We start from the raw sequence: 12,100 nt of genomic DNA, 5'->3' as shown, positions 1-12,100 counted from the left end.
TTATGGGTAAACACTAGTTCAGGCACGCCCAAAGCCCTTCGTAACGGCCTCCGTCCGAGGGGACGGTTCAGTTGCGCGTCTTGCGGGAAGAATTGACGAGCTTCGCGGGCACGGTGAACACGAGAACACTGCCGATCACGAGGCTCGCTGCCAGTGCGAGCACGGCGTTGCCTGTGTTGCCTGTCGCGGTTTGGACGAACCCGATCAGCGACGGACTCACTACACCCGAGATGCTTCCCACCGAATTCGCCAGGGCGAGTCCCGCGGCAGCAGCGGCGCCGCTGAAGATTGCCGGTGGCAACACCCAGAATTGCGAGATCGTCGTCATGACGCCCATCGTGCCGACCGTCAGCGCGATCATGGCAAGCGCCGTCGAATTGGCGTACATCACGCTGAAAACCAGTCCCGCAGCCCCGACCAGTCCTGGAATGGCGAGGTGCCAGCGACGTTCACCGCTCGCATCGGAGGTTCGGCTGACGAAGATCATGGCGACTACCGCCGCGCCATACGGTATCGCCGTCAGCAAACCGATATTCATCGGGCTCGATACGCCGCTGGCTTTGATCAGCGTCGGCAACCAGAAACTCACGCCGTACAGGCCCATCGTGAAAAAGAAGTAAATCGCGCTGAGCAGAAGAATCTTGGGATTGATCAAACCGTCTCGGACAGAATGCAGGCTGTGCTCGGGGGTTTCGTCGCTCAGATTGCGCTCGATCATTTGCTTCTGCGAATCCGTCAGCCAGTTCGCGTCCTTGACTTTATCGTCGAGATAAAAGAATGCGACGACGCCGAGTATGACTGTCGGAACGCCTTCCAGCAAAAAGAGCCATTGCCATCCGCTCAATCCGTACGAACCCGAGAGACGCGTCATGATCCAGCCGGAAATCGGCCCGCCCAGCACGCCCGACATCGGAATGCCTGTCAGAAAAAGCGCGGTGACTTTGCTGCGCCGGGAAGCCGGGAACCAATACGTCAGATACAAAAGAATCGCCGGAATAAACCCTGCTTCAGCGACGCCCAGCAAGAACCGCATGATGTAGAAGCTGGTCGGGGATTTGACGAAAAGCATGCACGCGGAAAGCGCGCCCCACGTGACCATGATTCGCGCGATCCAGCGTCTTGCGCCTACTCGCAGTAAAAGCAGATTACTGGGAACCTCGAATAGCAGATATCCGACGAAAAACACACTCGCGCCGAGTCCATAAACCGCATCGCTGAATCCGAGATCCTTCAGCATTTGCAGCTTCGCGAATGCGACGTTGATCCGATCGAGATAGGCGAATAGATAACAAATAAATAGAAACGGCAAAATCCGCCACATGACCTTGCCATACGTGGAGGTTTCGTCGGTTGCAAAGAATGCGGCCTGACTGGGGGAACTCATCATGTGTCTCCTGTTTTGAATAGCAGTGAAGGCGTCGACGCTCATGCGTTCTTTTCGCCAACACTTCGCTTCGGCGGACTTGTGCCGGGCCTGCCTCGACCGATCAGTCGAACATGTCCGGCTGGGTCGCCACGAGGTCGGTCCAGATGGTCTGGAAATGCAGCCAGCCGATGTAGTCGCTGCCGACGTGCTCGCGGCTGTAGCGCGCGCGATCTTCGGGCACGAGCTTCGGCGTGATGCCGGTCGCGTCGATCATCAACTGTTGCTGGCAGCAGCGCTCGAGCGCGATGAACCAGAACGCGGCCGACTCGATGCTATGACGGCTCGCCGTGAGCAGTCCGTGATTCTGGTGGATCGCGGCCTTCACGCCCTTGAACGCATTCGCGACCTTGTTGCCGCCCTTCACTTCGACGGCGACCTTGCCCGCCTCGTCGCCGATCACGACATGGTCTTCGAAGAACGCGCACGCATCCTGCGTGATCGGCGCGAGCGGCTTGCCGAGCGCCGCGAAGGCCGTTCCGTACGTCGTGTGCGCGTGACACATGGCGACGATATCCTGATGCTGTTCGTGGACGGCCGCATGCAGAACGAAGCCGGCGCGATTGAGCGCATAGTCCCCTTCGACGACGATGCCTTCATGGTCCGCACAGATGAGGTTCGACAACTTCACTTGCGAGAAATGCACCGCCATCGGATTCGTCCAGTAGAGGCTCGGGTTCTCCGGATCGCGCACCGTCAGGTGGCCGGCGAAGCCATAGTCGTAACCCTGGAGCGCGAACGCGCGGCAAGCCGCAACCAGACGTTCCTTCAGATACTGGCGATGCTCGGCCATGTTATTGAACTCGGGCACCGCGGGATAAATCAGGCCTTCCTGGTCGGGTTCATAAATCGAGGTCTTGCCCGGTTTGACGATCGACTGCGGCTTTTCAATGACTTCGCTGGACATGGGGTTTCGCTCCTGTGATGGTGGTTAGACGATGCAGCCCTTCGATACGTCTGTTGGGGGCTGCTCAGAACCGGTTGATTCCGGCTCGTCGATGACACCATCTTGAGCGGCGCGTCGGGTCGTGACAAACGACAGTTGTTCATTCGCGCATGAGTCAGCGTCATGTATCGGTGGAAACGATGAGCGCGCGTCGCAGCACATTGACGCACTGTCTCACACGGTCTTCGTCTTGCGCGTCTCTTTCGCAGAGTCCGCGAAGAGGTCGATCACCATCCCGCGCAGCCAACGATTGCCTTCGTCCTGGTGGACTCGCGCGTGCCAGAGCAAATGGATCGGCGCGGCGGGCAAGGTCGAGGGCAAAGCGCGCAGGCTCAGTGAGAACGGCGCTGCAAGTTGCAAGGCCAGTCGCTCCGGCACCGTGGCGATCAGATCCGTGCGTTGCAGGATGTAGCCGACGCTCATGAAGTGCGGCACCGTCAAACGCACGCGGCGCTGCACGCCTCGCCGTTTCAGCCAGTCGTCCACCTGACCGTGCCCGGTGCCGGCGGACACCACCACCAGATGCTCGGCTTCACGCCACGCAGCGAGCGTGAGCGGCGCGTCTTCGAGCGCATGGCCGCGCCTGAAAAGGCAGACATACCGCTGATCGAACAGGCGGCGCTGATAGAAACCGCCCTTGAGTTGCGGCAGCAGGCCGATGGCGAGATCGACCCGGCCCTCGGCCATCTCGTTGCTCAGATCGACGGTCGTGTCGCGCACGGTATTGAGCGCGATGCCCGGCGCCTCGCGCGAGAGTCGTTCGACGAGTGCGGGCAGAAAGACGACTTCGCCGATATCGGTCATGCCGATCGTTATCGTGCGTGTGGCGCGCAGCGGATCGAACCCCGTCTCGGGATTGAGTGCGGCGTGCAGGATCGCGAGCGCATGAGTCACCGGCTCTGCCAGGCGCAACGCGAACGGCGTGGGCACCACGCCGCCCGGCCCGCGCACGAACAGCGGATCGCCGAGCCGCCGACGCAGTTTGGCGAGCGCGTTGCTCACGCCCGGCTGACTCATGTTCATCTGCTCGGCCACCGTCGATACGCGCCGTTCCTGCATCAGGCGTTGAAAAAGCAGCAGCAGATTCAGATCGACATCGCTCAGGTTCATGGCGCGGATATCCCAGGCTCATTGATTTCAGTGATGACGCGGATTCACGCCATTTTATTGTGGAATGGACGATCAGTGACGAGAATTCAGACAAGGCCCCACGCATCCGACTGTCAGCACAGCAAGCGTGCCGCGCCGACTCAAACACACAGTCTGAACACTGGAGACACCTCATGGGACAGTTGGACCTGAAGATCGCAATCATCGGTGCGGGCATCGGCGGGCTCACGCTCGCGCTCGCACTGCGAGAACGTGGCGTCGACGCGCAGCTCTACGAGCAGACCGACGAGCTTCGCGAGGTCGGTGCGGCGGTCGCGCTGTCGGCGAATGCAACGCGGTTCTACGAGCGCATGGGACTGCGCGCGGCCTTCGACGCGGTGTGCGCCGAAATTCCCGCGCTGATCTATCGGGACGGGCGCAGCGGCGATGTCATCGGCGCGCATCGCGGCGAACCGAGCTATCGCCAGCAGTTCGGAGGGTCCTATTGGGGCGTGCATCGCGCGGACCTGCAGGCCGTGCTGTCGAACGCGGTCGGCCGGGAGCGCATCAATCTGAGCCATCGGCTGACCGATCTCGTGCAGCATCCGGATCGTGTGAGCCTGAGTTTCGCCAACGGTCGACAGATCGACGCCGATCTGGTCATCGGTGCGGACGGAGCGCGCTCGATCACGCGGCGCTGGATGCTCGGCTACGACGATGCCCTGTATTCGGGCTGCTCAGGCTTTCGCGGCGTGGTGCCGGCCGAACGCATGGATCTGCTGCCCGATCCCGAGGCCATTCAGTTCTGGGTCGGGCCACAGGGCCATCTGCTTCATTATCCGATCGGCGATAAAGGCGATCAGAACTTTCTGCTCGTCGAGCGTCATCCTTCGCCGTGGCCGTCGCGCGAATGGGTCGCGCCCGCGAGCGAAGGTGAGCAGATGCGGCTATTCAAGAACTGGCATCCGGCGGTGGTGCAGATGATCACCGCGGTGCCCATCAGCCAGCGCTGGGGTTTGTTCCATCGCCCCCCGCTCGGGCGCTGGAGCAAGGGGCGCGTGACGCTCATCGGCGATGCCGCGCATGCGCTCGTGCCGCACCACGGCCAGGGCGCCAATCAGTCGATCGAAGATGCGGTGGTACTGGCCGCGCAACTGGCTAAGGCAGGCCCGGGTCGCTGGCGCGAGGCGCAGGAGGCCTACGAGCGCTTGCGGCGCGGTCGTACGCGCAAGGTGCAATACGCTTCGATCACGACGGCTGACGTGCTGCATCTGCCGGACGGACCCGAAGCGCAGGCCCGCAACGCCCGCCTTCGTGGGCGCGAGAGCCTGATGAATCACCTGGACTGGATTCACGATTTCGACGCTCTGGAGCAAGAGCCGACTGAACGCCAGGGCGGTACGTGGCTTTGAATTGCGCGCTCGCGGGCATCGGCCGATGTCTTTGCTTGCGAAAGCGATATGCCCGTCTATGATTGAGACGGCAGACGGACACGCGATTCTTTCGATGGAGACCGCGATGGATGCATTCCTGTCACGCCGGAGAGGATTCATCAACGCGGTTGCCGGCGTATCGAGCGTGGTGAGCGTTGCGCTGTTGAGTCTGGCAGCGCCGCGCGATCTGCTCGCGCAAACCGGCGGAACCTGCATTCCCGTGAGCGAACGAACGACCGAATTCGGATGCTTCGTCCATGCGGAGCAGCACCTTCAGGAACTGCCAAGCGGTCCGATCTATTGGCATATCGATCGTTTTCCGAGCCGCGCATCCGCGGAAGCTGCTAGACAAACCAATGGAACGGTCGTCGAGATCCTCGGGCACGTCTGGCTCTTCACCATCGCGGGCAAGTCTCGGGCTTCATCGGCGGGCGAACATATCGCCGATGTCGGTCCTTTGGCGCTTCCCCAGGCCCGGTCCCTGATGGCCACCTACATGGAAGGAGACTTCAAACCCGGCATGCAGTCGACGATCCATCGGCATCCCGGCACCGAAGCCTGGTTTGTTCTCAGTGGCGCACAGTGTCTCGAAACGCCACACGGCGAACAGATCGGCCGGCCGGGCGCGCCGCCCGTAGTCGTTCCTCCCGGCGAACCGATGCTCCTTACCGGAATCGGCAAGGAGCGGGGACACTGGCTGGTGCTCATCCTGATGGATGCGACGATGCCCCGTGGGTCGCCTGCCGACGACTGGACGCCGAAGCATACGTGTGAACGCATCGGTTCCAGTGGCTGATTGGCCGCAGGTTACGCGGATCGAGATCACGTCTTTCCGTGACGTCGCCGCTTACCTGACATAAGGAACGGGCAAGCCGTTTCGAATGACATACACGGTTGTCGGCGCGCCCTTCAGATTCCCCTCGGCATCGAAGGAATACGTGCCGGCTATCCCCTTGTATTGTTCCTTCGCCAGTTGCGCGATCAGCTTGCTTTTGTCGGTCGTCGTCGCCGCCTTCGACATGGCGTCGGCCAACATCTTGACGCCATCGTAGTAATTGACCGCATAGACTTGCATGTCGATGTGATAAGTGTCTTTGTACTTCTTGATGAATTCTCTGCCTTCCTCGGTCCGGTCCAGGGCGGTTCCACCCTGGGAGCAGTAGACAATCGAGGCCGCATCGCCTGCCACTCTGCCCATATCGGCTGTACAGATGGCATCTCCTCCAAGCAGCTTCGCTTTCAGACCGCGCTGCCGCATCTGTTTGACCATCGGCGCAGCTTGAGATGCGTAGCCACCGAAGAAAATGACATCGGGGTTCTTCGCTTTCAGCGCCGTGAGGACGCCAAGGAAATCGGTCGCCTGGCCGTTGGTGAATTGCTTGTCGATGATTTCGAGGCCGTTCGCCTTGGCTGATTCCTCGAACTGTTCCGCGATGCCCTGTCCATAGGCAGAACGGTCGTCGATGATCGCAACCGTCTTCGCCTTCAACTCCTTCGCCGCAAAGTCTCCCATCGTCCCGCCGAGCTGGGCGTCGCTGGCGCCGATCCGGAAGATGTTCTTGAAGCCTTGCTTCGTGATCGCGGGATTCGAAGCCACAGGCAGGAGCGGAACCCCTGCATTGTTATAAACGCGAGACGCGGGAATAGCCACGCCCGAGTTGTACGGCCCCAGAACAGCGACGACATTGCGGTCAACGAGAATCTGCGCAATCTGAACGCCGGTTTTGGGGTCGGCCTGATCATCTTGCGACTCCAGTTTGAAAGTGACCTTCTTGCCCGCTACCAGCACGCCTTGCTTATTGAGTTCGTCAACGGCCATTCGCGCGCCGTTTTCATTGTCCTTGCCGTTCGCCGCTTGCGGTCCCGTGAGCGGGGCCGAGTGTCCGATCACGACGACTTCCTGTGCCATTGCCGGCAGCGTCAGCGTGACCGCTGCGCAGGCTGTCACGCCAAGCGAAATCAATTTATGCATGCTTCGTCTCCAGACAACAGGTCGGTGTGATAGATGCCGTGCCGTCTGTGCCGACGGCGTGCATCGCGTTAATAAATAGCGTAGATCTTGCGAACGGGTTCGAGTACATCCCAGCGCCCCGTCCATCCGAGCGGCAGGATGACGAGGTCCCCACCGGTGATTTCGGTCACCTCGCCCGTCGAGTCATCGGTGAGCCTGGCGCGGCCGGAAATGATGTACGTGAACTCCGTATCGGGGCGGTTGATTACCGGCCAGCCGCCTGGCTGACATTCCCATATGCCCAGATTGCCGACCGCCTCCGGCGCAACAGACTTGACGGCAATCTGGGGATCGCCGCTATCGGCCCCGGCGCGCTGGCCGGCTGAGGCGAGTCGGGCCGAAGCAATATCGGCGGCTTTGACGATGGTGAACTTCGCCATGTATCACTCCTTTTTCAATGAGCACCGGTCAGCTTTTCGAGAACCCGTGCTGTACGCGATGGTTGGTTGGTTACACGTTCTTCGAAATCACTGAAGCCCGCCGCCGTGAGACCGCCATTGATGCCGATCCAGCGAAAAGGCTCCGGCTCCCAGGCCGGCGAGCGATGGTTCACGACAGGCAACCGGTTGATCTCTTCTTCGCGATCGAGAATCAGATTGCGCAGGATGCGGCCCGCCAGGTTGCTCGTGGCGACGCCATCGCCGACGTAGTTTCCCGCCCAGGCGATGCGCGCGTCCTTGTCCATACTCACGGTCGGACACCAGTCCCGCGACACCCCCAGCGCGCCGCCCCAGCGATGCGTGATGCGGGCATCGGCGAGATCGGGGAAGAACTCGAGCATCGCGGCGTGGATGTTGGCATGCACCTTGTCGACCAGTTCATCCTCGGGTGCGATTCTGGAGCCGAAGCGGTAAGGCGCGCCGCGACCGCCAAACACCAACCGGCCTTCCGCCGTCACCTGTCCGTACACCCTCAGGTGGCGCATGTCATTGAACGCCAGGCGATGATCGAGCCTCAGCCGTTGACGAAGCGCCTGCGGCAGAGGCTCTGTCGCCAGCACCAGCGAATAAAGCGGAATGACGGAGCGGCTGTTCGACGGCAACTGGCAGGAAAATGCCTCGGTTGCACGCACCACCGTCCTCGCCTTGACGCCACCGTGCGCCGTGCTCACCTTTCCAGGCGCGATGTGCAGCGCGGCCGTCTTCTCGAAGATTCGCGCGCCCATTGCTTCCACGACGGCTCCCAGTCCACGCACCAGCTTGCCGGGATGAATCAGCGCGCAATGCTCGGTATAAATGCCGCCCAGCACACGCTCGGCGCCGATCCGCATCGAAGCTTCCTTTGCATCGAGCGCGCGCCATTGATCCGGCAATCCAAAGCGAACCGATGCATCGACCGAGGCTTGAATTCGATCGAACTGCGGCCGGCTGCGTGCAAGCGAAAGAAAACCTTGCTTTGCATAATCAGCATCGATGCCTTCGAGATCGAGCACACGCCCGATTTCGTTCACGGTCTCGTTCATCGCTGCCTGCAGATGCAATGCCGCGGCGTGCGAATACATGTGCGCCACGCGTTCGAGCGAGATCGGAAATATCGCCGACGCCCAGCCGCCGTTGCGGCCCGAAGCGCCGAAGCCGACCGTTTCCCGCTCCAGTAGAACGACGTTCAGCGACGGCTGCGCCTTCAGCAGATAGTACGCAGTCCATAGCCCCGTATAACCTGCGCCGACGATGACGACATCGGCCTGCTCTTCCCGCTCCAGCGTTTCGCGCGCGCGCAAATGTTCATGCCACAGCGGGCGGTTCGGAAGTTGCGTCAGTTCTTGTGCCGATGGCATCCCTCTCTCCTACCAATCCAGGTTCTTGTTCCGATTCCCACGTCATGTCCGATTTGCCACCGATGGCGTCGCGGTCCGCGCCTGCTTGCGCTTGCCCTTGACGCAGAACACCGGGTACGAGGCCAGGATGACGATCAGCGCGATGACGCTTTGAAGAAGGCTGATCTGGCTCTTCGGATCGAGCGCCATGCTGACCAGTACGGCGACGATGGTGACGGTCACGAGGAGCGGCAGCCACGGATGGCCCCACATCCGGAGCTTCAGCAGGCCCCGACGTTCCCACTCGCTCCTCAGCCTGAGTTGCGACAGACAGATCATCAGATAGACGAACAGAAACACCGCACCCGACGAGTTGATCAGGAACAGGAAGACCGTGTCGGGCCAGAGCGCTGCGATCACCACACATCCGTAGCCGACTACCGTCGAAGCGATCACGCCCCGTGCAGGCACGCCACGGCCATTGACACGTCCCAGCCACTTCGGCGCCTCGTTGTTGGAACTGAGGACCAGAAGCAGACGCGACGATGTATAGAGTCCGGCGTTGAGCACGGACAGCACGGCCACGAGGATGACGGCTGTCAATACGGTTGCGGCACCCGGAATGCCGATCCTCTCGAGCGTCGCCACGAACGGGGATTTGCCCGGCACGATGTCCGTCCACGGCTGAGCCACGACGATGAAGAACGCTGAGAGAACGAAGAAGACCAGGATGCGGGCCATCACCGTGTTGACTGCACGGCGGACGTTGCGCTCGGGGTGCTCGGATTCCGCCGCCGCGATGGTGGCGACTTCCACGCCGGTCATCGAGAAGATCACGACCACGACGCCCGTGAACAGCTTGCCCACGCCTTTGGGAAAGAAGCCACCGTGTGCGGTGAGGTTGGAGAACGTCGCCGTCGATGCTGGCCAGACATGGAAGACGTAGGCGCCCGCAATGATCAGAAAAGCGGCGATGGCGATGATCTTGACGCCCGCAAACCAGTATTCGGCTTCTCCGAATGACTTGACGGACAACAGATTCAGTGCCGTCATCATGACCATCAGCCCTAGCGAGATGATCCAGACGGGAATGGCAGGAAACCATGCATGGATGGTCTGCCCGCCTACGACGGCCTCGAAGCCGACCACGATCACCCAGAAATACCAGTAGAGCCAGCCCATCGCATAACCGGCGATATCGCCATAAGCGAGGCGCGCGTAATCGACGAATGAACCCTTCATCGGTTGCGCCGCGGCCATTTCGCCCAACATGCGCATGATCAGCGCGACGATCAACCCTGTGATGGCATAGGTGATGAACGCGCCGGGGCCCGTCGACGCAATGACTGCGCTAGAGCCTACGAACAAGCCAGCGCCGATCACGCCTCCGAGCGCCAGCATGCTGATATGCCGGGTTTTGAGGGCGTGTTTCAGCCGCGGATCGAGCTCCGTCTGGACAGGCATGAGGTTGTCTCCTGGAAACGATTTGTCTTTTGTGACCTCCATTAAAAGCAATATGAGCCGGCAAAACCATGCGCAAAATTCCGGCTCGGAGACCGGCTTTTGTACAAATGTATGACTATCGATCCGAAGATTTCGATAGATCATCCGACAGCAGATTGGCAGCCTTCCCCGCCTGAATGGCCAGCCACAGCCGGGTGATGCCGTCGGTGGTGGTCGATTTGACGCCACTCAGCTGCTCGATCTGCTTCAGGCGATAGACAAGCGTCTGACGATGAATCGCCAGGTCGAAGGCGGTGGATTTCCAGTTGCCGTCGTTCTCAAGAAAGGTCATGAGCGTCGTGAGCAGCGCGGTCGCGTGGACGCGGTCGTACTCGATCACGGGACCGAGATAGCGGCCCACCAGCGCGCTCGCCTCGGCGAGCGACCTCGGCATCGTGATGGTGCCGGTTTCGATTTCACCGTAGCGCACGACGCCCGTTCCGACTTCACGCGCCTGTGCGAGCGCGAGGCGCGCCTGTCGCACGCTTTCGCGAAAGCCGGCTGTCTCCGTGACCGGCCCGCTGATGCCGAGCACCGTGCCCTTGCCCAGATCGAGCCGCAGGCATTCGATCGTGTCGGCGTCATCCTGAGCCAGCGCGAGCAGCACGTCGTCTTCCAGCAGCAACGGCGGGCGGGCCTGCAAAGCGGGCGCATGATGAATCTCTGCGACGCTCCACGTCCCTTGCTTTCCTGGAGAGACCGCGAGCACGACGAGCGTTCCCGTCAACCCGCGTCGCTCCAGAACCGGACGAAAGGAGAACTCGGCCTCGCCGCGCAACAGACTGCGCAGAAGCGCCGCGCCTTCTTTTCGAAGGTTGTCGCGGTCGATCATCATGCGTTCCAGCTCGATCTCGAGCAGGCCGAGAAGAGAGCGCACCAGCAGCGGGTCTTGCAGGGCTTCCGCGTCCCGGCGGCAAATGACCAGATTCGCCCTCGCCCGGCCGCCGATGGCGACGCGTTCCACGAAGCCCGGATGGGTCTCATCGGAAGACGGCAAGGCGCGCGAGGAAACGATGATCGAGCCGCTGCCAGCATCTTCGATTGCGAGACCGAGCCGCAACCGGTCCGAGAGAACGGTCAGTCGTCCGGCCATGTCCGGCACTTCGCGCAGTGCCGTCGCATATGTTTCGAACAGTTGTTCGCTGGCCCTGAAGCGGTCGCGCTGCGCTTGCAGCACACTTTCGATCACATGCCTCGACAACTGCACGAATTCGAGCTCGAAGCTCGCTGCGAGTACGGGAAACATGAGACGGTCTGCCGCTTCGAGCATCTCGCGCGACAGCTCCGGCGCATCGGCCTGGCGTGCGACAACCAATGCACTGGCATTGCTATGGGCCAGTTTCTCGAGCCAGCTCACCTGGTCCGACGCGTTGCGCGGCATGCCCACACCCGTCGTCATGACCAGATTGCCGGCAGCAATCCATCTCCAGGGATCGGGAAGGTCGACGGCATGGGCCCAGTTGATCGTTCGCATCAGTCCGGAGACGCCGCCAAGGACCGCCAGCTTCAGAGATTCGGTATCGAGCAACGCCTGCACGGTAATCATCGGTCGCACTTGGTAGGTAGATAGCGGGGATGAATGGAACGCGTCGTCATGCCGTCGACCTTGTAACCGGTCAGGCATGACATGGCATCGCCAGTCTTCAGAAGTCCTGGCGTGGCGTAAGTGTGAACTATCGTGGGGGCGGGATAAAGCCTGACGGGATCTGAAAGCGAAGCGCATCCGCAAGCGCTGAGCTGGGACACGGCGCGGAGCGCAGGCGGCGCGGCTTCCGGTTGGGGACGGTTTGACTTGCCGCTGCGGCGGGCTCGGCGCCGGGATCAACTCGGGCGCCTGGCGCGCAGTCTCGGATCATGCAGCGGGCGGCATCGTTATCGTGGAACAGCCGTCGCGCCCAATGGGCATCATTGGACGTCCGTGGCCTCAGCGATCGACCCG

At 61.4% G+C, this 12,100-nt stretch carries 10 protein-coding genes; 2 read left to right on the top strand and 8 right to left on the bottom strand.

From position 1 onward, the window contains the following. Positions 1-67: 67 nt before the first annotated feature. The 3 genes from AWB74_RS18195 to AWB74_RS18185 all read right to left on the bottom strand — a co-directional run bounded on the left by AWB74_RS18195 (position 68) and on the right by AWB74_RS18185 (position 3,479). Positions 68-1,384 (bottom strand): MFS transporter, encoded by a 1,317-nt coding sequence (locus tag AWB74_RS18195; RefSeq protein ID WP_061148183.1) that lies wholly within the window; start codon positions 1,382-1,384, stop codon positions 68-70. Between the two features lie 103 nt (positions 1,385-1,487). Continuing rightward, positions 1,488-2,330 carry a class II aldolase/adducin family protein gene (locus tag AWB74_RS18190; RefSeq protein WP_061148131.1) on the bottom strand — a complete coding sequence of 281 codons (843 nt, stop codon included), beginning with the start codon at positions 2,328-2,330 and terminating at the stop codon, positions 1,488-1,490. A gap of 213 nt (positions 2,331-2,543) precedes the next feature. Continuing rightward, positions 2,544-3,479, bottom strand: a complete 936-nt coding sequence (locus AWB74_RS18185) for a LysR family transcriptional regulator (protein ID WP_061148130.1) — start codon at positions 3,477-3,479, stop codon at positions 2,544-2,546. A 173-nt stretch (positions 3,480-3,652) separates the two neighbouring features. Between AWB74_RS18185 and AWB74_RS18180 the strand changes: the two genes are divergently transcribed. Further along, positions 3,653-4,870, top strand: coding sequence for an FAD-dependent monooxygenase (locus AWB74_RS18180; protein ID WP_061148129.1), 1,218 nt, complete (start codon positions 3,653-3,655; stop codon positions 4,868-4,870). Between the two features lie 169 nt (positions 4,871-5,039). Further along, a complete protein-coding gene (locus AWB74_RS18175; RefSeq protein ID WP_143749274.1) occupies positions 5,040-5,687 on the top strand; it encodes a hypothetical protein in 648 nt (215 codons plus the stop codon). Positions 5,688-5,738: 51 nt separating this feature from the next. On the opposite strand, the gene AWB74_RS18170 is transcribed toward AWB74_RS18175, so the two are convergent. The 5 genes from AWB74_RS18170 to AWB74_RS18150 form a co-directional block, all read right to left on the bottom strand. Then, on the bottom strand, positions 5,739-6,863 hold the full coding sequence (locus AWB74_RS18170) for a branched-chain amino acid ABC transporter substrate-binding protein (protein WP_061148127.1): 1,125 nt from the start codon (positions 6,861-6,863) through the stop codon (positions 5,739-5,741). A 68-nt stretch (positions 6,864-6,931) separates the two neighbouring features. Then, a complete protein-coding gene (locus AWB74_RS18165) occupies positions 6,932-7,282 on the bottom strand; it encodes a cupin domain-containing protein (RefSeq protein ID WP_061148126.1) in 351 nt (116 codons plus the stop codon). Positions 7,283-7,296: 14 nt separating this feature from the next. Continuing rightward, a complete protein-coding gene (locus tag AWB74_RS18160) occupies positions 7,297-8,679 on the bottom strand; it encodes an NAD(P)/FAD-dependent oxidoreductase (protein WP_061148125.1) in 1,383 nt (460 codons plus the stop codon). A gap of 42 nt (positions 8,680-8,721) precedes the next feature. Continuing rightward, positions 8,722-10,122, bottom strand: coding sequence for an amino acid permease (locus AWB74_RS18155; protein ID WP_061148124.1), 1,401 nt, complete (start codon positions 10,120-10,122; stop codon positions 8,722-8,724). Between the two features lie 115 nt (positions 10,123-10,237). After that, positions 10,238-11,707, bottom strand: a complete 1,470-nt coding sequence (locus AWB74_RS18150; RefSeq protein WP_061148123.1) for a PucR family transcriptional regulator — start codon at positions 11,705-11,707, stop codon at positions 10,238-10,240. Positions 11,708-12,100 lie beyond the last annotated feature (393 nt).

This window comes from Caballeronia arvi (genome assembly GCF_001544695.2).
GTDB classification, from domain to species: domain Bacteria; phylum Pseudomonadota; class Gammaproteobacteria; order Burkholderiales; family Burkholderiaceae; genus Caballeronia; species Caballeronia arvi.
Note: the sequence above shows the minus strand (reverse complement) of the source record. Positions and strands in the feature narration are given on the sequence as shown.